17 protein-coding genes are annotated in these 20,578 nt (G+C 66.5%); 8 read left to right on the forward strand and 9 right to left on the reverse strand.

Going from position 1 to position 20,578, the window contains the following annotated elements; genetic code table 11:
• Window positions 1-69: 69 nt before the first annotated feature.
• Window positions 70-2,505: a YadA-like family protein gene (locus FHY19_RS06900; RefSeq protein ID WP_259163173.1), complete on the forward strand. Its 2,436-nt coding sequence runs from the start codon at window positions 70-72 to the stop codon at window positions 2,503-2,505.
• A 63-nt stretch (window positions 2,506-2,568) separates the two neighbouring features.
• Entirely contained in the window at window positions 2,569-4,473 is a 1,905-nt protein-coding gene (locus FHY19_RS06905) for a S8 family serine peptidase (protein ID WP_259163174.1), read from the forward strand.
• Window positions 4,474-4,530: 57 nt separating this feature from the next.
• Here FHY19_RS06905 and FHY19_RS06910 read toward each other — a convergent pair whose 3' ends face one another.
• Window positions 4,531-5,085, reverse strand: coding sequence for a hypothetical protein (locus FHY19_RS06910; RefSeq protein WP_259163177.1), 555 nt, complete (start codon window positions 5,083-5,085; stop codon window positions 4,531-4,533).
• Window positions 5,086-5,249: 164 nt separating this feature from the next.
• On the opposite strand from FHY19_RS06910, the gene FHY19_RS06915 reads away from it, so the two are divergent.
• Window positions 5,250-5,516, forward strand: coding sequence for a DUF3297 family protein (locus FHY19_RS06915; protein WP_259156721.1), 267 nt, complete (start codon window positions 5,250-5,252; stop codon window positions 5,514-5,516).
• A 411-nt stretch (window positions 5,517-5,927) separates the two neighbouring features.
• Here FHY19_RS06915 and FHY19_RS06920 read toward each other — a convergent pair whose 3' ends face one another.
• The 4 genes from FHY19_RS06920 to FHY19_RS06935 form a co-directional block, all read right to left on the reverse strand.
• On the reverse strand, window positions 5,928-6,689 hold the full coding sequence (locus FHY19_RS06920; RefSeq protein ID WP_259156723.1) for an ABC transporter permease: 762 nt from the start codon (window positions 6,687-6,689) through the stop codon (window positions 5,928-5,930).
• A complete protein-coding gene (locus tag FHY19_RS06925) occupies window positions 6,686-7,630 on the reverse strand; it encodes an ABC transporter ATP-binding protein (RefSeq protein WP_259163179.1) in 945 nt (314 codons plus the stop codon). Before FHY19_RS06925 ends, FHY19_RS06920 begins: the two co-directional genes overlap by 4 nt.
• A gap of 458 nt (window positions 7,631-8,088) precedes the next feature.
• On the reverse strand, window positions 8,089-9,726 hold the full coding sequence (locus FHY19_RS06930; RefSeq protein ID WP_046965039.1) for a Na+/H+ antiporter: 1,638 nt from the start codon (window positions 9,724-9,726) through the stop codon (window positions 8,089-8,091).
• Between the two features lie 466 nt (window positions 9,727-10,192).
• On the reverse strand, window positions 10,193-10,834 hold the full coding sequence (locus tag FHY19_RS06935; protein WP_259163181.1) for a hypothetical protein: 642 nt from the start codon (window positions 10,832-10,834) through the stop codon (window positions 10,193-10,195).
• 396 nt (window positions 10,835-11,230) lie between these two features.
• On the opposite strand from FHY19_RS06935, the gene FHY19_RS06940 reads away from it, so the two are divergent.
• Window positions 11,231-11,788 carry a fasciclin domain-containing protein gene (locus FHY19_RS06940; RefSeq protein ID WP_259163183.1) on the forward strand — a complete coding sequence of 186 codons (558 nt, stop codon included), beginning with the start codon at window positions 11,231-11,233 and terminating at the stop codon, window positions 11,786-11,788.
• A gap of 303 nt (window positions 11,789-12,091) precedes the next feature.
• Here the strand turns inward: FHY19_RS06940 and FHY19_RS06945 are convergent, their stop codons facing one another.
• The 4 genes from FHY19_RS06945 to FHY19_RS06960 form a co-directional block, all read right to left on the reverse strand.
• Window positions 12,092-13,531 (reverse strand): UdgX family uracil-DNA binding protein, encoded by a 1,440-nt coding sequence (locus FHY19_RS06945; protein ID WP_259163189.1) that lies wholly within the window; start codon window positions 13,529-13,531, stop codon window positions 12,092-12,094.
• A 426-nt stretch (window positions 13,532-13,957) separates the two neighbouring features.
• On the reverse strand, window positions 13,958-15,202 hold the full coding sequence (locus tag FHY19_RS06950; RefSeq protein ID WP_259156736.1) for a putative DNA modification/repair radical SAM protein: 1,245 nt from the start codon (window positions 15,200-15,202) through the stop codon (window positions 13,958-13,960).
• A 167-nt stretch (window positions 15,203-15,369) separates the two neighbouring features.
• Window positions 15,370-16,176, reverse strand: a complete 807-nt coding sequence (locus FHY19_RS06955; RefSeq protein WP_259163190.1) for a class III extradiol ring-cleavage dioxygenase — start codon at window positions 16,174-16,176, stop codon at window positions 15,370-15,372.
• A 25-nt stretch (window positions 16,177-16,201) separates the two neighbouring features.
• Window positions 16,202-16,612: a DoxX family protein gene (locus FHY19_RS06960; protein WP_259163191.1), complete on the reverse strand. Its 411-nt coding sequence runs from the start codon at window positions 16,610-16,612 to the stop codon at window positions 16,202-16,204.
• 105 nt (window positions 16,613-16,717) lie between these two features.
• Here FHY19_RS06960 and FHY19_RS06965 point away from each other — a divergent pair, with 105 nt between their 5' ends.
• The 4 genes from FHY19_RS06965 (at window position 16,718) to FHY19_RS06980 (ending at window position 20,485) form a co-directional block, all read left to right on the forward strand.
• Window positions 16,718-17,614, forward strand: a complete 897-nt coding sequence (locus FHY19_RS06965; protein WP_259163192.1) for a LysR family transcriptional regulator — start codon at window positions 16,718-16,720, stop codon at window positions 17,612-17,614.
• Between the two features lie 235 nt (window positions 17,615-17,849).
• Complete coding sequence (locus tag FHY19_RS06970) at window positions 17,850-18,419, forward strand: flavodoxin family protein (protein ID WP_259156742.1); 570 nt, start codon at window positions 17,850-17,852, stop codon at window positions 18,417-18,419.
• A 140-nt stretch (window positions 18,420-18,559) separates the two neighbouring features.
• Window positions 18,560-19,555 (forward strand): aldo/keto reductase, encoded by a 996-nt coding sequence (locus FHY19_RS06975; RefSeq protein ID WP_259163193.1) that lies wholly within the window; start codon window positions 18,560-18,562, stop codon window positions 19,553-19,555.
• Between the two features lie 234 nt (window positions 19,556-19,789).
• Window positions 19,790-20,485: a glycosyltransferase gene (locus FHY19_RS06980; RefSeq protein WP_259163197.1), complete on the forward strand. Its 696-nt coding sequence runs from the start codon at window positions 19,790-19,792 to the stop codon at window positions 20,483-20,485.
• Window positions 20,486-20,578 lie beyond the last annotated feature (93 nt).

The raw sequence follows: 20,578 nt of genomic DNA on the forward strand, positions 1-20,578 counted from the left end.
GACATGTGGGGGTGTCTGAGAGCCGGAGTGCCGCGGTCGACCACTCCATCCATGCGCCAGGGAATCTCCATGAGCCAGATTGATCGTCTCTCGAACCGGGCCTGCGCCCGGCACGCGACCACCACCGCGCCGCACCCCCATGCCGGCACACGTCCGCAGCGCGTGCTGCTGCATGCAGCAGTGCTGACCGCACTGCTGCTCGGCAGCGGCACGGCGATCGCGCAGGTCGCCACCACCCAGCGCGGCGCCGGCACAGCCCATGGCCAGGACGCGACCGATGCAGCCGCCCTTGCGGTCGATCAGGACAGCGCCTCGCAAGCCGATGCCGATGCCGACCAGGACGATGCTGCCGACACCGGCAAGCATTTCCATATCGTCGGCGGCGCCGACGCCAGCACCGATGTGGGCGCGTTTGCCGGCGAGCCGTACGCGGTGGCGATCGGCGAAGCCAGCAATGCGCTCGGCGAGGGCGGCATCGCCCTGGGCGCCGGGGCCACGGTTACCGAGAAGTTCGCCATCGCCGCCGGCTACGCGGCGGCAGCCACCGGCGAATCGGCGGTCGCGGTCGGCGGTACCACCGACGTGTTCGACTACAACGACGCCGGCGACATCATCGCCATCCACCAGGAATCCACGGAGGCCACGGGCGCCTTCTCCACCGCACTCGGCGGCGGCGCCAAAGCACTGGACGTGATGACCACCGCAGTGGGCAGCGGTGCAGAAGCCAGTGTCTTCGAAGCCACTGCGCTAGGGCATCGTGCGCGCGCGCTGGAGCAGGGTGCCACCGCCATCGGTACGCGATCGCAGGCGCTCGGCTTTGGCAGCAGCGCGCTCGGCAACGGTGCCCGCGCCACTGCCGACAGCACCGTGGCGATGGGCTTCAATGCCTTGGCCAGCGGTACCGACAGCGTGGCGATCGGCGGCATCAGCACCGCTGCGGAGAGTGCCGGCAACAGCGTCGGCATCGCCGCGGCGACCGGCACCGGCGCCATCGCGCTGGGCGCCGGCGCGCAGACCCAGTCCGACTACGCCATCGCCATCGGCTACAACGCCAACGTGTTTTCCAACCTGCCGGGCAACACCGACGCGGTGGCAATCGGTCATAGCGCGGGATCGTTCGGCGCCAACTCGGTGGCGGTGGGTGGATTCGCGCTGACCCAGGACGTCGACTCGGTGGCGATCGGGCAGCGCGCAGTGACCTACACCGCCAACAGCGTGGCGCTCGGCGCCAATGCCGAAACCTCCTGGTTCAACCCCAACAGCACCGCGATCGGCGCCGACACCGAGGTCAATGGCGTCGATGCCACCGCCATCGGCTATGGCGCAAAGGTCGGCGATTGGGTCGACGATGCCTGGAACCGCTCGGCCAGCAGTGCGGTGGCGTTGGGCGCGTATTCGCATGCCACGCGCAGCAATAGCGTGGCGGTCGGCGATGTCGCGTCCGGCCTGACCCGGCAGATCACCAGCGTGGCGGCCGGCAGCGAGGACACCGACGCGGTCAACCTTGCCCAGCTGCGCAGCGTGGCCACCGCCCTGGGCGCCGGCAGCGCCTTCGATCCCGGCGGCAACCTGATCAGCGGCAGCTATCTGGTGCAGGGCAGCAGCTACGGCAACCTCGGCGAGGCGATGGGCGCCATCGATGCGGCCTTGACCGGCTTCGATGGGCGCATCGGTGCCTTGCAGAACGTCACCGCAGGCAATGTGGCGGTCGGCGGCGGCAGCCTGGCGCCGGTGGTCGGCAGCGGCACCAATGCCGTGGCGATCGGGTCGTCGGCCACCGCCAATGGCGAGAACGGCCTGGCGGTCGGCGCCGACGCGCTGGCCTACGGCCCGCAGGACACCGCGCTCGGCGCCAATGCCAGGGTCAACGCCGACGGCAGCACCGCGGTCGGCGCCAATACGACCATCGCCACCGCCGCCACCAACGCGGTGGCAGTGGGCGAAAGCGCCAGCGTTGCTGCGGCCTCGGGCACCGCGCTTGGCCAGGGTGCGCGCGTGGACGCCGACAACGCGGTGGCGCTGGGACGCGGTGCGGTGGCCGATCGCGCCAACAGCGTCTCGGTCGGCAGTGCCGGCAACGCGCGCCAGATCACCAACGTCGCCGCCGGCTCAAGCGATACCGATGCCGCCAACGTGGCCCAGCTCAATGCCGGCGACAGCCGCACGCTGAGTTCGGCCAACAGCTACACCGACAGCCGGGTGTCGGCGCTGAGCGACAGCTTCACCCAACTGCGCGATGGCAGCGAGCGGCGTTTCCAGAGCATGGATCGCCGCATCGACCGCATCGGCGCGATGAGCGCGGCGATGCTCAACATGGGCATTAATGCCGCCGGCACCCAGAGCGCACGCGGCCGCGTGGCGGTCGGTGCCGGGTTCCAGAGCGGCGAACGCGCGCTCTCGATCGGCTACGCCAAGAAAGTGGGCGAGCGTGCCTCCTTCAGCCTGGGCGGCGCCTTCAGCGGCAGCGAGTCCTCCGCAGGACTGGGCTTCGGCCTGGACCTGTAGCGCCTGCGCCGCGCCGTGCACGTCTTCCCCCTCACTCCATCGATCCTTGCGAGAGCCATTCCCATGAACAACGCTTCGCTGCCGCTCAAGTCCCTGCTGTTGAGCGCAATCCTGGCCACGGCCACGTTTCAGGCCCATGCGGCCACCGATCAACTCAGCCTGCGCGGCCTGCCGGCCGCTGGCACCCCGACCACGCTCCCCACACGCCTGATCGTCAAGTACCACAGCAGCGTGCCCTCCGACGACTCGCGCCTGTCGATCCTGTCTGCGGCCGCCAACCGCGCCGGGGTGCTGCGCGCCGCCAGCGGTGCCGCGCGCGCGACGCCGCTGAACGCACGCGTGCTGCGCCGCACCGGTACCGGCGCCAGCCTGCTGGACGTGGCGCGCACGCTGAGCAGCGCCGACCGCGACAAGCTGCTGGCCGAGCTGCGCGCCGACCCTCAGGTGCAATACGCCGAGTTCGATCGCATGTTGCGCCCGGTCGACGACTTCGCCGGGCCCGCGCTCAAGGCCGGCGCCAGCGCAGTGACGCCACAGGCCACGGCCACGGCGGTCACCCCCAACGACCGGCTGTATGCGGGATTCCAGTGGCATCTGCAGGACAGCACCGGCGGCATCCGCGTACCGGAGGCCTGGGAAACCTCCACCGGCGCCGGCGTGGTGGTGGCCGTGCTCGACACCGGCATCCTGCCCGATCATCCGGACCTGAAGCGTAACGACCACATCCTGCCGGGCTACGATTTCATCAGCAACGCCACGATCTCCCGGCGCGACAGCGACGCCCGCGTGCCGGGCGCGCTGGACTACGGCGACTGGACCGAAGAGGGCAATTTCTGCGGTCTGCCGGCACGCTCCAGCAGCTGGCACGGCACCCACACTGCCGGCACCGTCGGCGAACTCACCAACAATACGATCGGCGGCGCCGGCGTGGCCCACGATGCGCAGATCCTGCCGGTGCGCGTACTCGGCCAGTGCGGCGGTACCGGTGCGGATATCGCCGATGCCATCGTGTGGGCCTCCGGCGGCCATGTCGATGGCGTGCCGGACAACACCCATCCGGCCGAAGTGATCAGCCTGAGCCTGGGCGGCCCTGGCAGCTGCGACAGCAACACCCAGAGCGCCATCGACACCGCGGTGGCCAACGGTGCGGTGGTGGTGGTGGCGGCAGGCAACGATGCCGGCAATGCCTCGCAGTTCAGCCCGTCGAGCTGCGGCAACGTGATCACGGTCGGCGCCACCCGTATCACGGGCGGTATCGCGTTCTATTCGAACTTCGGCAGCAGCGTGGATCTGTCCGGGCCTGGCGGTGGCGCCAGCGACGACACCGGTAACAATGGCTGGGACGGGGTGGTGCTGTCGACCGGCTACAGCGGCACGACCACACCGACCTCCGGCGAGTACGAGTATGCCGGCATGGCCGGCACCTCGATGGCCACCCCGCATGTGGCGGCAGTCGCGGCCCTGGTGCAGAGCGCGCTGGCTGCATCGGGCAAGACGCCGTTGGTCCCTGCGCAGATGGAGGCCATGCTGCGCCAGACCGCGCGTGCGTTTCCGGTCCGGCCACCGGCGGGCCGATCGATCGGCACCGGCATCGTCGATGCCACTGCGGCGTTGGACTATGTGCGCGACAGCTGCAGCGGCAGCACCTGCACACCAGTCACCGTCAGCCTGACCAACCGGGTCGCATTGACCGGCCAGAGCGGCGCGCAAAGCGACGAGAAAACCTATCGCTTCGCCGCCACCGCCGGCAGCGCCCTGAATGTGCTCAGCTATGGCGGCGGCGGCAACGTCGCGCTGTACATCGGCTTCGAGGCCGAGCCGACCACCAGCAACTACCTGCTGAAATCGGCACGCACCGGCAGCGCGCAGACGCTGCGGCTGACGGCGCCGCAGACCGGCACCTACTACATCAAACTGGTCGGCGGCGCAGGTGGCTTCAACAACGTGTCGCTGATGGCGCGGCAGTAGGCGGCAAGCGCGCCGGGGGCGGTGTCTGCCGCCTCCGGCGCCAGGCGTGCGGCTGGCTCAGAACGCCTCGTTCCCCAGCCGCACTTCCACGCCCAACAGCGAGGTCAACGCCAGCATCGCGTCGTCGTCGCGGCTGAGCGCGATCCAGCCGGCATAGGCATCGCCACCGGTGTTCCAGTTCCACAGCGAATACCCATGCTCGCGCAGGCGATCGAACGCCACCGCCATCAGGTCGGGCACGTCGAGATCGCGCGCGAAGTCTTCATCGTCCAGGTCGCCGCCCCAATCGATGCGCAGGTTCCAGCGCGCGCTGAGTTCGTCGATGGCGGCGATGAACGCGTCGGTGTCCTTCCAGTCGACGTAGAAGCCCGAGCGCCAGTCGATCGTGTCCTTCAACGTCCACAGCCAGGCGTCGTCTTCATCGTCCGCGTCCGCCTCGGCCTGCGCCTCGCGCCAGCTGTCGAACTGGCTCAGTGCGGTGTCTTCGTCGCCGGGATTGATCAGGACCAGCAGGTTCCAGACCCGCGCAGGATGATCGTCGACGTCGTCGCCTTCCTCCAGATCGGAAGGCAGGCCGTCATCGTCTTCGTAATCGGCACTGTTGTCGGGCATGGCGGAGTCTCGCAGAAAGATTCAGCGTGAAGTGTGCCGCCTGGCGCGCGCCAAGCAAACCGTCTCCGCCCATGCGGCCGCCTGCCGGGGGCTGGTCATCGCGGCGCAGGCCCGTATCCTGTGCGGCCGAAGACGGCCATCCGGCCCGTCATGACGCCTTTCCCATGAGCGATACCCCTCCCGATCATCTGGCCATCGACCCACGCAGCCCGTTCCACGATGCCGACGCCCTCAACCGCGGCATCGGCGTGCGCTTCAACGGTGTCGAACGCGACAACGTGGAGGAATACTCGGTGAGCGAAGGCTGGATCAAGGTGCAGGTCGGCAAGGCGCGCGACCGTCGCGGCAACCCGATGACGATGAAGGTCAAGGGCGAGGTGGTGGCCTACTTCCTGGACACCAAGCACGACGCCAAGCCTGCTGCCGAGTAACAGCGGCTGACCAAACTACTTCACGCTGTTCAATCGCAGAGCTGCTGAGCGGCGACTTGGCTGCAGGGTCCTTGCCCGCCCACCGTCGCGGGACCCTACGCGGCATGGATGCCGCGTAAGAGCTTACAAGGACGTACTTGCAGCGTGTCCCGCGATGGTGGGCGGGCAAGGGCCAGTCACGATGGTCGGTGTTCATGGCTTTCAAGCAAGCAGCAGACTTTCTGGTGCGGTGTCCTCACCGATTGCGGGACCGTGTGGCGGCATGGATGCCGCCACCGAGCCTATAGGGACGTACTTGCGGCGTGTCCCGCGAGCGGTGAGGGCACCGCGCCCTCGACCTACTCAGCGTTTGACCTGGACTTGCGACAACATTCAGCAAGACGCGGCCGACAACACCACTGCATTCACCACTCACGCCTTGAGCCGATAGCCGCTGCGGAAGATCGCCGCCACCACGCCCAGGCACACGATCAGGAACAGGAAGGTCATGCCGGTACTCACCGCGATGTGCACGTCGGCCTTGCCGTAGAAACTCCAGCGGAACCCGCTGATCAGATACACCACCGGATTGAACAAGGTGACCTTCTGCCAGACAGGCGGCAGCATGTTGATCGAGTAGAAACTGCCGCCCAGGAAGGTCAGCGGCGTCACCACCATCAGCGGGATCACCTGCAGCTTTTCGAAGCCGTTGGCCCAGATGCCGATGATGAAACCGAACAGGCTGAAGGTCAGCGCGGTGAGCACCAGAAAACCCAGCATCCACACCGGGTGGGCGATCTCGTAGGGCACGAACAGCCGCGCGGTGAGCAGGATCAGCAAGCCCAGCATCACCGACTTGCTGGCGGCCGCGCCCACGTAGCCGATCACGATCTCCCACCACGCCACCGGTGCCGAGAGCACCTCGTAGATGGTGCCTGCCCAGCGCGGCATGTAGATGCCGAACGAGGCATTGGAGATGCTCTCGTTGAGCAATGACAACATCACCAGGCCGGGGATGATGAAGGCACCGTAGCTGATGCCGTCGATATCGCCCATGCGCGAGCCGATCGCTGCACCGAACACCACAAAATACAGCGAGGTCGACAACACCGGCGAGGCGATCGACTGGGTCAGCGTGCGGAACGCGCGCGCCATTTCGAAACGATAGATCGCCGCAATCGCATGCAGGTTCATGCGCTCACCTGCGCAGCGCGTGCGCCATGCACCAGGTTGACGAAGATCTCTTCCAGCGAGCTTTCGCTGGAATGCAGGTCCTTGAAGTCGATGCCATGCTCGTTGAGCCGGCGCAGCAACGCGCCAATGCCGGTCTGCTCGGCCTGGGTGTCGAAGGTGTAGATCAGGCTATTGCCATCGGCCGACACTTCCAGCGGCAGGTCCGCCAGCGCGGCGGGCAACGCCTGCAGCGGCGCTTGCAGGCTCAGGGTCAGCTGCTTCTTGCCCAGCTTGCGCATCAGCGTGTGCTTGTCTTCCACCAGCACCAGCTCGCCGCGATTGATGACACCTACGCGGTCGGCCATGTCTTCGGCTTCCTCGATGTAATGGGTGGTCAGGATGATGGTGGTGCCCTGCTCGCGCAGCCGCCGCACCATCTGCCACATGTCGTGGCGCAGCTCCACGTCCACCCCGGCGGTGGGCTCGTCCAGAAACAGGATGCGCGGCTCGTGCGCCAGCGCCTTGGCGATCAGCACGCGCCGCTTCATGCCGCCGGACAAGGTGGAAATCTTGTTGTTGCGTTTGTCCCACAGCGACAGCTCGCGCAGGATGGTTTCCAGGTACTGCGGGTTGGCCGGCTTGCCGAACAGGCCGCGACTGAAACGCACCGTGGCCCACACCGTTTCGAACGCGTCGGTGGCCAACTCCTGCGGCACCAGCCCGATGCTCGCGCGTGCGGCGCGGTAGTCGCGCACGATGTCGTGGCCATCGGCCAGCACGGTGCCCGTGCTGGGGTTGATGAGCCCGCAGATGATGCTGATCAAGGTGGTCTTGCCGGCACCGTTGGGGCCGAGCAGCGCGAAGATCTCGCCACGCTGGATGTCCAGGTCCACGTGTTTGAGGGCCTGGAAACCGCCGGCGTAGGTCTTGCTCAATCCCTGGATGGAAACGATGGGCGTCATGGGCTGTGCACGGCAACGATAAGCGCCACAGGGTAGGCCGCGTGCCGTGACGATGGGAGGGGGTCTGGTGGGATGGTGTCTCCCGACCCTTGATGTGCCTGGTGCCTGGCGCCTGGTGCCCACTGCAGACGGACAGGACCGACAGGTTGCGCGTTGCCTCGGCTCAAGGGCTGCAATGCCTACCTCCTCGTGGCGCGCGCGGTGTCGTAGGAGCGCACCTGGGCGCGACGGGGGCTGTCCAGAGAACGCCTCTCGCGCCCGGGTGCGCTCCTAGCGCAGCCGTCGTCAGCGCCCTGGCCGCTGCGAGTTCCGATTCCCGAGCCGGCACGCCGGGACGTGTGTCGGGACAGCCCGGTCGCGCCCTGGTGCGCTCCTACGGCGGCCGCTTTCATTGCCCGGGCTTTTGCTTTTTACAAATCCCGATTCCCGAATCCCGAATCCCGCGCGCGTCAGCGCGCTCAAGCCCGCTTGCGCGACTCGATCAGATCCAGATTGCGCACCAGCCGGCGCGACAGGTCGTCGGAAATCTCGCGACGGCGCGCCAGCTTGAACAGCTCATTGCGCTCGGCCACCAGGGCGGCGTGACGGAACTGGCGCAAGGCCTGCTCGTAGGCGCCGGCTTCTTCCGGGTCGGTCTCGGCCATGTCCACCGCGCCCAGCTTGCGCTGGTAGCGTTGGCTGACCTGGTTGGCGGCGGCGTTGTAGCGCTCGGCATGCGCGCTGTCTTCCACCAGCCGCTGGCGCAACTTCTCCACTGCCTCCAGCGCTGCCTGCGAGGCCGCCTTCACCGCCAGGTCTTCCTTTTGCTGCTCGTCTTCCTCTTCCGGCAACTCCAGCCCGCGCAGCAGCCGCGGCAATGCCACGCTGGCCACCAGCAACGACACCAGGATCACCGAGGCAGCCAAAAAGATCGCCAGCTGGCGGGCCGGAAACGGCGAGCCGTCATCCAGCATCAAGGGCAAGGTGAGCACACCGGCCAGAGTGATCGCACCGCGCACGCCGGCCAGCGACACCGCCACCACGATCCGCCACGGCGGGCTCACGTGCGCCTCGCCGCGTCGCTGCGCCTTGAAGATGTTCCAGCGCAGCGACAGGAACACCCACACAAAGCGCAGCGCCATCAGGCTGGCGCTGATGGTGGCCACGTACACCGCCAGCCACCACGGATTGAGGTGCCCGGCCTCCTGCACGCTGCGCACCGCGCCATCGAGGATGCCCGGCAACTGCTCGCCCAGCAGCACGAAGATGATGCCGTTGAAGGTGAACTGCACCGTGTCCCACACCGCCGAGCGCTGCAGGCGCATATTGCCCGGCGCATTGCCGGCCATTTCCACGTAGCTCATGGTGATGCCGGCCGCGACTGCGGCCAGGATGCCGGAGGCATGGAAGGCTTCGGCCAGCAGATAGGCGGCGAACGGCGTGAGCAGGTTGACCAGGATCGCCGAGCCGGGCTCTTCGCCGAAATGGCGCCAGATCCAGGCCTGGATGCGGCTCAGGCCGAAGGTGGTGGCCACGCCCAGCGCCAGCCCGGCCAGCGCCACCCACAGGAAGGTGAGCGAGGCGGTCGCCACCGAAAAGGTACCGGTGAGCACGGCAGCCACCGCAAACTGGAAACACACCAGGCCGGAGGCGTCGTTGAGCAGCGACTCGCCCTCGAGGATGTGCATCAGGCGCTTGGGGATCGGCACCTTGGAGGCGATCGACGACACCGCCACCGGATCGGTCGGCGAGATGATCGCCGCCAGCGCAAACGCCACGGCCAACGGCATCGCCGGGATCAACCAGTGGATCAGCAACCCGGCCCCGATCACCGTGAACACCACCAGGCCCAGCGCCAGTTCCAGGATCGCCGCCTTGTCGCGGAACAGGCCTTGTTTGGGAATGCGCCAGCCATCCAGAAACAGCAGCGGCGGCAGGAACAACAGGAAGAACAGTTCCGGTTCCAGTTCGTGCCCCGCATCGAACACGCCGGAGACCACCGCGCCCAGCGCGATCTGGACCAACGGCAACGGCAGCGAGAACGGCAGGATGCGGATCAGATAACCGCTGGCCGCGACCGCCAGCAACATGGCGAGGACGACATCGATCGAATGCATAAAAACCCGGGAGAAGAGACGGCCACACGTGCGGCATCGTCTTGCGACGCACAACAACGCACCTACGGGAACATACCGGTTTGCAACCGGTGATGAAACCACCGCGCCACCTGGGCCTGGGCGCGGCCCTGTGCGCTGACAGGCCACAAGGGTGTGGTGCGGCAGCGCCGTGGCGGGTGTCTGTCGATCAGATACCGTGGCTGCCGGATGGACAGGCCTAAACGCGGAGGAGGTGGTGCTCCGTCAAGAAAAAGGGCCTGCAGCACGATCAACTGCAGCGCCATCGTGGCAATGCGACAGGCCCGCAATGCGCATATGGGCGGCGGGCAGGCGATGGATCCATCGCCAAGGCCAGCAGTCACTCGATCGCGCGGACCTCAAGCGCCGTCGAGAGCAGCCGGCGATGTGATCGCTCGCGATGGCGGGCATGCCGGCGGCATACCCGCGCAGACCGGCAGAACGCAGATCAGCTGTGGCGAACGTGCTTGTTCGGATGCGGCTTCGATTGCCGGGCGCCCTCGACCGGCACCAGGAAGCTCGCTTCATGCAGTTTCAGCCTGGAGTCGTAGTGACTGACCGTCACCTTGACCGCCTTGACCTTCTTCTTGAAGGCGTACGGCCACTGCGCGCCCACCATCTCCTGCCCGAGCTTCTGACCGTCGGCGTCTTCGACGAGCTTGATGCGCACCGGGTAACTGCCTGCGCCGCCGTTGTCCGCATCGTCGGCGTCGAACACGTCGATATGCGCTTTGGAAAACGCCAGTGTCGACGGGCCGCCGCCCTTGTCATTGGTGCTGTCGTCGAATCCGATGTTCTTGTAGCTGTAGCTCAGCAGGATCACTTGCGTGGGAACCCAGGAGCCGCCGCCATGGTCGGGAATTTTCACCCTGGCCACGTGCGCGGAATCAACGGTGAATTCCCACTCCCCCGGGACAATCCACTTCTGCCCTGGTCGATAGATGTCACGCGCAGGGACAGCAGCGGCCGCCGATGACGCATGCGTTGGCGTGACGGCCGATGCCTGTGCAGTAGCGAACAACGCCAGCGCGCCTGCCACCAGCACTGTCGGCAGTAGCACTCGATTGAACTCACTCTTTTCGGACTTCATGTTTTACAGCCTTGAGAACTGGTTATCACGCAAGGCCATAGACAATAACGGCACTGGCCGGCGTCGCTTCTGCCGATGGCGAACATTCGTGCCGCTTTGAGCGGTTGTGACAATGGCGACGACGCTGGATCTGGTAACGGCCTGATCGCGCATCGCCCGCAGTGCAGTTGCATCGTCGCGTCTTCAACATGATCGCTCGGCCTGCACCGCTATCGCCGATCGAACAGACTCAACCATGGGCGAGGCGATCACGGTTCGCGACGACGGAGCTGCGGAGCCGCTGCAGCGCAGCATCTTCTTGTAAAAACTGCGTGATGCATCCGCGCCGCAGTGGGCCGCGTATCCAGATCCACGATTGCCATCCAGGTAATCGCTCACCCAAAGGATCGATGCCTCATGAAGACCTCATTCCAGTCGCTTGCCCTCGCCACCGCCATTGCCCTGACCAGCGCAATGGCTCCCGCTTACGCTGCGTCCAATCCGATGGTGGGTGGCGCGCCGATGCTGGCCACCAAGGACATCGTCGACAACGCGGTCAACTCCAAGGATCACACCACGCTGGTGGCAGCCGTCAAAGCCGCTGGCCTGGTGGACACCCTGAAGGGCCCGGGCCCGTTCACCGTCTTCGCCCCGACCAACGCTGCGTTTGCCGCGTTGCCGGCCGGCACGGTGGACACGCTGTTGAAGCCCGAATCCAAGCCGACGCTGACCAAGGTCCTGACCTACCACGTGGTGCCGGGCAAGGTGGACGCCGCCTCGTTGATCTCCAAGATCAAGGCCGGTGGCGGTAGCGCCACGCTGACCACCGTGCAGGGCGAGCCGCTGACCGCCAAGCTCAATGGCAAGAAGGTCACCCTCACCGACGTCAAGGGCAACACCGCCACCGTCACCATCGCCGACGTCAATCAGAGCAACGGCGTGATCCATGTGATCGACAAGGTGCTGATGCCGTAACTGCAGACACATCGCTGGCGCCTGATCGTCTCTCCCACCGACGCAAGCCGGTCGAATCTGCGGCGGCGGGTAGCGCGCTACACATGCGCTGGCGCCTGATCGCATGGCGCATTGGTGGGCAATCGTTGCGACCGCAACCTGGTCGTATCCACTGGCGCATCAACGCACCGATTCATGCGCGTCCATTTGCAGGATGCGCCACCCAACCGCGAAGCGGCGGTAACGAGGTCGCCGGCATGCCGGCGACCTCACTTGGTGTCTTGTTTCTCCGACACCATGCGCGTGCATTTGCACGCGCTTTTTTTATGCGTCGGCCGGACTGCCCGCCTTCCCCGGCGGCGCCAACAACTGCCGCAGGTCCTCCACAAAGCCGCGATAGCCTTCCTCGCGCGCCACGTCGGTGCCTTGCCGCAGCACCCAGGACGGATGCACGGTCGCCATTACCGGCGTGCCGTCGTCCAGCCGTTGCCATTGCCCACGCTGCTGCATCAAGCGAAAACCCGCCCCCAGCACCGCCTGCGCTGCGGTCGCTCCAAGACAGACGATCTGCGCGGGCCGCAGCTGCGCGCGCTCGGCCTGCAGCCAACCATTGCAGGCCTGCACATGCGCACGCTCGGGATTGCGATGCAGGCGGCGCTTGCCGCGCTGTTCGAAGCGAAAATGCTTGACCGCATTGGTCACGTAGAGCGCCTTGCGGTCCACGCCAAGCTCGCCGAGCGCCATGGTAAACAGACGCCCGGCCGGGCCCACGAACGGACGCCCGCTCAGATCCTCTTCGTCGCCGGGTTGTTCGCCGATGACCATCACCGACGCGTCGTCCGGCCCTTCGCCGAACACCGTCTGCGTGGCCGGCTGCCACAGCTCGCAGCGACGACAGTCGCGCGCCGCCGTGCGCAACTGCGCCAGGCTTTGCGTTGCAACGTCCAGCACAGGCGCGGGCGCCACCGGCAGGCGCCGCCGTACCGGCTCGGGCGCACGCTCGGCCATCTCGCGCACCCGCACACCGGCCTCGCGGATCAACTCCGGAAGCAGCGCCGCTTCGGGCAGGTTTTTCCAGTATTTCTGCGGCATTTCCTGCCGCATCATGGTGGGGTTGAGCCGCGCGGGATTGAAGATATGCGCGTAGTACGTGCGCCATAAGGTTTCCTGCGCGTCGTCGGCAGGCACCTGCGAACGCACCGCACCATCGCCGAACGACAACGCTTCACCATCCCAACGCACGCTGCGGTAAGGCGTGAGGATCGCCCACTGCATGCCGGCAAAGCGTCGCGCGAAGAACGGCGCCACCCGATCCACGATGCAGTGCTCGGGCTCGAACCAGGCGACGAACGCCTCTTCTTCCCCGGGCAGGCGGCGGAAGCGCACAAACGCCTTCATCTTGTGCGTGTCGCGCTGCACGGCCTTTTGCCACTGTGCAAGCCGGTGCACATCCGCATCGGTGGCGCGCTCCAGCAGCGCCTTCTCACCCGAAGCGATTCGCCACAACAACCGGTACAGCACCGCATGCCGCTGCGGATCGCGATGGCACAGCACCGACGCAGCCAGCTGCATGAAGTCCGCCGACACCCGTGGTGGTGGCACGCTCACCGGCAAATCCAGCAGCCCCTGCCCCATCAATAACCCGCCCTGCGCACCACCGTTCCATGCCACATCGTCCGGCTCTACCTGCGCGCACCATCCCGCCCGCGCCAGCGTGCGCCATGCTTCGAAACTCCACGGTGGTTCGACCTCAGCGCTGAACATCATCACACCTGACCTGAAGAGTTCCGATCCAGCCGTCGCTTCGCTGCCGGCCCTTCGCTTGCGTTTTGCATCGTTGTTGCGGTCTTTGCAGTTGGCACTGCTGTTATCGCGTTGCCGCTTTCCAGCCTTGATTTTGCTCCAACACCTCGCTTGGAGCGAACCGACCACCGCAACGGTGCGTGACCGCACAGATGCCCTGTCTGGATGCAGCGAACCTGGGTGCCTTGCCGCGTATGGCGAGAAACATGGGGCACCGGTGCGGCGTCATTGCACCGGATCGCGTCAGGCGACGACGGTCCTGGCGCAGGGGTTCGGCGGCCTGGATCGTGGAGTGATGGAAGCAGCCAGGCGCGTCCGGGTCAGGCGCGCGGCCGTCCCCTCATCCGCGCTTCGGGCACCTTCTCCCGATGGGAGAAGGTATAGACATCAATCGAACAAGCTTGCCTGCCGCGGTGCAGGCGCCAACTGCGCCCTCAGTCGAACCGGATCGTCCAAGCGCTGACGTGGATGGTGGTCCAGCACACTCACAAACGGCAGCAGCTTCTTCATCGGTACCCGCAGCCGCGCCAGGTCGCCCACCCGCAACCGCGCATGCCGGCGCGACAACAGCAGCCGCTCCACATTACGGGTGCCCAGACCGGGCACCCGTAACAGCATTTCGCGCGGCGCCACATTCAGATCCACCGGAAACCGCTGCGGATTGCGCAGCGCCCAGGCCAGCTTGGGGTCCACATCCAGATCCAGCATGCCGCTGGACTGGGCAGGCGCAATTTCTTCGACCGAAAACTCGTAGAACCGCAGCAACCAATCGGCCTGATACAAGCGGTGCTCGCGTTGCAGCGGCGGCGCCTGCAACGGCAACTTGGACGAGGCATCCGGGATCGGGCTGAAGGCCGAGTAATACACCCGGCGCATGCGGTAGTTTCCATACAGGTTGTGGCTGGTGTCCAGGATGCTGCGGTCGTTGGCATCGTCGGCGCCGACGATCATCTGCGTGCTTTGCCCGGCCGGCGCAAAGCGGGGCGGCTTGGCCCGGCGCACCTTTTCTGCCTTGCGCTCCAGCTGGTTTTCTTCGATGCGCCAACGCAGCTCGCCCATCGCCGATCGAATGCCGCCGACGCTTTTCTCCGGCGCCAGCAAGGTCAGGCCCTGCTCGGTCGGCAACTCCACATTGATACTCAGCCGGTCGGCATAGCGGCCGGCCGCAGCCAGCAGCTCGGGCGCGGCGTCGGGAATGGTCTTGAGATGGATGTAGCCGGCAAAGCGGTGCACCTCGCGCAGCTGCCGCGCCACTTCCACCAGCTGCTCCATGGTGTAGTCGGAGTTGCGGATGATGCCGCTGGACAGGAACAGGCCTTCGATGTAATTGCGCTTGTAGAAATCCAGCGTCAGCGTGACCACTTCTTCCGGCGTGAAGCGCGCGCGGCGCACATTGCTGGACACGCGATTGACGCAGTAGGCGCAGTCGAAGATGCAGAAGTTGGTCAACAGGATCTTCAGCAGCGACACGCAGCGGCCATCGGGCGTGTACGAGTGACAGATGCCCATGCCCTCGGTACTGCCGATCCCGCCCGTCCCCAGCGAATTGCGCTTGTTGGCACCGCTGGAGGCGCAAGAGGCATCGTATTTGGCGGCGTCGGCAAGGACGGCGAGCTTGTCGAGGATTTTCACGCGAGCAGCATGCAGCCAAGGCGTCTCAGCCTATGAGACTGCACCGCAGCCTATCGTGAATGCTTCAGAGCGCTGCGGTGTAGCGATGACGCCGTTAGCGTGGTGCCAAGGCGGTGCCGTCATCGCAGCAGGGCCGCCACGATGACGGCACCGCCCCAACGACCGGATCAGGCCGCAATCGCCGCATCGCCGTCGAAGCGATACAGGTCCATCGCCAGGAAGCCTCCGTCGATGCCGGCGTCGATCCGCTGCGCTCCGAGGTGGACGCTGCCTGCCGCGCCCATCGCGACATACAGCGGCAACAGGTGCTCGTCGCTGGGATGCGCGCGCTCGGCATACGGCGCCTTGCGGCGATAGTCGAGCAACGCGGCGATGTCGTTTTCCAATAGTTTGCGTTCGGTCCATTCGATGAAGGGCCGTACGTACGGCGCCTCGCGCTCGGCGCTATACCCATGGCGGGCATCGTGCAGGTTGTGGGTAATGCTGCCCGAGCCGATCACCAGCACGCCCTCGTCGCGCAGCGGCGCCAATGCGCGCCCAACCGCAAACTGGTGCGCAGGGCCAAGCTCGGGCTGGATCGACACCGACACCACCGGGATGTCGGCCGCCGGGTACAGCAAGCGCAGCGGCACCCACACCCCGTGGTCGAAGCCGCGTTGCGGGTCCAGCTGCGGATGCAGGCCGGCCTGTTCCAGCCGCCGGGCGATCTGCTGCGCCAGCGCAGGCTCGCCGGGGGCGGGATACTCCAGCTCGTACAACGGCGCAGGAAAACCGCCGAAGTCGTGGATGGTGGGAGGCAGCGCCGCACCGCTGACCAGCGGGCGACGGCCCAGCCAGTGCGCCGTGGCGACGACGATCGCGCGCGGCCGCGGCAAGAGCTGACGCAGTTGTTCCAGACGCAATCCGACCTGGCCGGGCTGCAACGCCGTCATCGGCGATCCGTGCGAGATGTACAGCGATGGCAGGCGGCTCATGCGTGGCTCCTTGAAATGACCGACATCAGCGCGCCGGCTTCAGCGCGAATGCGCCATCGCCCAATAGCGACTGCACGACCAGCAACACCGCCCACAGCGCCGGGTACTCCCAGCCGCCACCGGGGTTGGAAAAACCGAATCCGTTGGCGCCATGCACGCTGACGATGGTGCCCAGCAGCAGCGGTACGCCCAGCAGCGCCGTCCAGCGCGCATAGACGCCCAGCAGCAGCGAAAGGCCCAGGCCCAGTTCCAGCACCATGCTGAGGTAGGCCAACGCCCCGGGCAGACCCAGCGACTGGAAGTAAGTCACGGTGCCGGCCGGGGTCAACACCAGCAGCTTGGTCAGGCCATGCACCAGGAACAGCACGCCTAGGCTGATGCGCAACAGCGCCGCGCCATAGGCGGCCGTGCGCGGGATTGCGGGGTAATCGGACATGACGGGACTCCATAGACGACGAGCACAGCCTATTCCCTACAGAAATCTGATAAATACGTCGGAATCGGATAATTTATTGCGCTGAAAGAAACAATCGGAGCGCCGATGGATACCCTCGATGCGATGCGCGTGTTCACGGCGGTGGCCGAACGCAGCGGCTTCAGTGCCGCAGCCGATGCGCTGGACCGCTCCACCGCCAACGTCACCCGTCAGGTGGCCGCGCTCGAACAACGCCTGGGCACGCGCCTGCTCAACCGCACCACGCGGCGGGTCAGCCTGACCAGCGCCGGCACCGCGTATTACCAGCGGTGTCTGCAGCTACTGGCCGATCTGGACGACCTGGAAGCCACCATCGGGGCGCAGGCGCTGGAGCCGTCCGGGCTGCTGCGGGTCAATGCACCGGTGAGCTACGGGATCGAGCGGCTTGGGGCGCTGCTGCCCGGCTTTCGCGCACGCTACCCGCAGGTGGACCTGGACCTGTCGTTATCCGATCGCCTGGTCGACATGGTCGAAGAGGGCTTCGATGTCGCCATCCGCATCACCCGCCAGCCGGCGCCGATGCTGATCGCGCGGCAACTGGGCAAGGTACGGCTGCTGACCTGCGCATCGCCCGCCTATCTGGCGCGCGCCGGCACGCCGAAGCACCCGTCCGATCTGGCCGGTCACGAATGCCTGCTCTACCACTATTCGCCCAGCGGCGACGAGGTGCGCTTCCACGGGCCGGACGGCGATGTCGAGGTACGCATCCACGGCGGGCTGCGCGCCAACAACGGGCATGTGCTCAATGCGGCGGCGTTGGCCGGCCAGGGCATCGTGATACAACCGGACTTCCTGGCCGATGCGCATATCGCCAGCGGCCGCCTGCTGCGCATCCTGCCCGAGTACGAACTCGGCGAGATCGGCATCTTCGCGGTATACGCCAGCCGCAGCCATCTGGCGCCGAAGGTGCGCAGCTTCATCGACTACCTGCTCGAATGTCTGGCCGGGCCGGCGGCCGGCTAAACGCATTGGCAATATGCGGCAGCAGCCGTCAGTGGGGGTGCAGGGCGCGCTCGGCAGCGGAATGTGCGGGCGATCCCTGGTGCACCAATTGCACAGCCGCGCCCGTCTGGTGGCTATGCGGTCGGTGCATTGGTCACCCCCAAGCGGCCCCGGCAACAGTTCGTCCCGCACGTGGTCATTCATCTGTCGCGGCCGGTGTGCGCACAATCGGGCTCCCCCTTCAGCAGGAGCGTCCATGAGCAAGATCGCCATCGTGTATTTCAGCGGCTACGGCCACACCGTCAAGCAGGCCGAAGCCGTGCATGCAGGGGCCGCCAGTGTCGGCGAGGCCACGCTGTACCGCATCGACCAGGACGGCAACCTGCCCGACGACGCCTGGGAGGCGATCGGCGCCGCCGACGCGATCATCTACGGCAGCCCCACCTACATGGGCGGGCCGGCCTGGCAGTTCAAGAAGTTTGCCGATGCCAGCTCCAAGCCGTGGTTTGCGCAGGCATGGAAGGACAAGGTCGCCGCCGGCTTTACCAATTCCGCGTCGGTGAATGGCGACAAATACGCCACCATCCAGTATTTCTGGACCTTGTCGCAGCAGCACGGGCAGGTCTGGATCGGCACCGGTCTGCCGCCGTCCAATACCAAGGCGCACGGGCCGCAGGACGTCAACTGGACCGCCGGCTGGGGCGGCGCGCTGGCGATCTCGCCGTCGGACGCATCGCCGGAAGAAGCCCCGCGCAGTGGCGATCTTGAAACCGCCAGGCTGCTCGGCAAGCGCGTGGCCGAGTTCGCCAGCAAGCTCAAGGCCTGATCGAAGCGCACCCCAACCCGCGCAGATCGGCAGCCTTGGCGTGCCGATCTGCGCGGGTGGTGCGTGATGGCATGGGCCACATCACGCTAACGCGCGCCACGCCATTCTCCCCGCCTACTTCGCTGCACGGAGCCCCCACCATGCAAACCCGCACGCTTGGCCGTTCCGGCCCCACCGTTTCCGCCCTCGGCCTTGGCTGCATGGGCATGAGCGCGTTCTATGGCGATCGTCGCGATGAGGCGACCTCGATTGCGGTGATCCATCGCGCGCTCGACCGCGGCATCAGCCTGCTCGACACCGCCGACATGTATGGCCCGCATACCAATGAAGTACTGGTGGGCAAGGCGATCGCATCGCGCCGGCACGAAGTGTTTCTGGCTACCAAGTTCGGCATCAAGCTCGACCCCAACGACCCGTCGGTGCGCGGCATCGACGGCAGCCCGGCCTACGTGCAGTCCGCCTGTGACGCCAGCCTGCGCCGTCTTGGCGTGGAGCACATCGATCTGTACTACCAGCATCGCGTGGATCCCAACGTGCCGATCGAAGACACCGTCGGTGCGATGGCACGTCTGGTCGAACAGGGCAAGGTGCGCTTTCTCGGGTTGTCGGAAGCGGCCGCAACCACCATCCGCCGTGCGCATGCCGTGCACCCGATCACCGCGGTGCAGACCGAATACTCGCTGTGGTCGCGCGAGCCGGAAGACAACGGCGTGTTCGCCACCGTGCGCGAGCTCGGCATCGGCTTCGTGCCTTATTCGCCGCTGGGCCGCGGCTTCCTCACCGGCGCGTTCTCATCGCCCGACGACTTCGAGGCCGACGACTACCGCAGGCATTCGCCGCGTTTTCAGGGCGACAACTTCACCCGCAACCTGCAGCTGGTGGCGCAGGTCAAGGCAATCGCCTCCGACAAGGGCATCACGCCCGGGCAGCTGGCGCTGGCGTGGGTGCTGGCGCAGGGCCAGGACCTGATCCCGATTCCCGGCACCAAGCGTCAGGCCTACCTGGACGAGAACATCGGCGCACTGGATGTGGCGTTGATGCCCGATGAACTGGCGCGCATCGATGCGATCTTCCCGGCGCAGGCCGTGGCCGGCACGCGTTACCCCGAAGCCATGATGGGCGCGCTCAACCGCTGAGCGGTGACCGCGTGGCCGCAGCGCACGCTGCGGCCACGCGCTGGCTAGCGAAAGCATGCTTGCATAATGATGCCCCCGAAGATTTGGAGCGGCAGACATGCGTGTATCGCCCCGACAGGCGCCTCCGGCCGAGCACGGCGTGAGCGTGCCGGCTGCATGCACTCACGCCCCCGCATCACGGCTGCTTGCACACTCGGCGCACCATCGCTCATCCCGTGCCCACACCACGCTCCCATGCTGTCTTTCGTGATTCCCGCCCATGACGAGGCTGCGCTGATCGGCCAAACGCTGCAGTGCCTGCACGCCTGTGCGCAGGCACTGCAGCTGGACTACGAAGCGATCGTGGTGGCCGATGCCTGCGAGGACGCCACCGCACGCATTGCGCGCGACAACGGCGCACAGGTACTGGAAGTACAGCTGCGGCATATCGCCGCCACCCGCAACGCCGGCGCGCAAGCCGCGCGCGGCGAGCGCCTGCTGTTTCTGGATGCCGACACCCTGATCAACCCGCAGGTCGTCGGCGCCGCACTGGCCGCGCTGGATGCCGGCGCGGTGGGAGGTGGTGCGCAAGTACATCTGCAGGGCGAGCGGATGTGGTTCGAACGTGCAGCGCAGGCCGCATTCGGCTGGTTTTTCCGCGCCGCCGGCATCGCGCCAGGGTGCTTTCTGTTCTGCACGCGCGTGGCCTTCGTCAGTGCAGGCGGCTTCGATACGCAGTACTACGCTGGCGAAGACGTCGCCTTGAGCCGCGCGCTGGCACGCTGCGGGCGCTTCGTGATCCTGCGCCAGACCGTCCACACCTCCGACCGCAAGCTGCGCAGTTTTTCCAAGCGCGAGCACCTGGGCCTGCTGCTGCGATTTGTGTGGCGCGGGCGCCGCATGCTGCAGACCCGCGATGCGCTGGGCTTCTGGTATCAGCGACGGCGCTGAACCGAGCGTGTCCGCAGCGCGCCAGGAGGCGGCGACACCTGCCCTCAAACCGGGACGTGGCTGCACATGCCACTTACACTGCGGTCCTTGTTC

Origin of the sequence: Xanthomonas sp. 4461 (assembly GCF_024806475.1) — a bacterium.
Lineage (GTDB): Bacteria > Pseudomonadota > Gammaproteobacteria > Xanthomonadales > Xanthomonadaceae > Xanthomonas > Xanthomonas arboricola_F.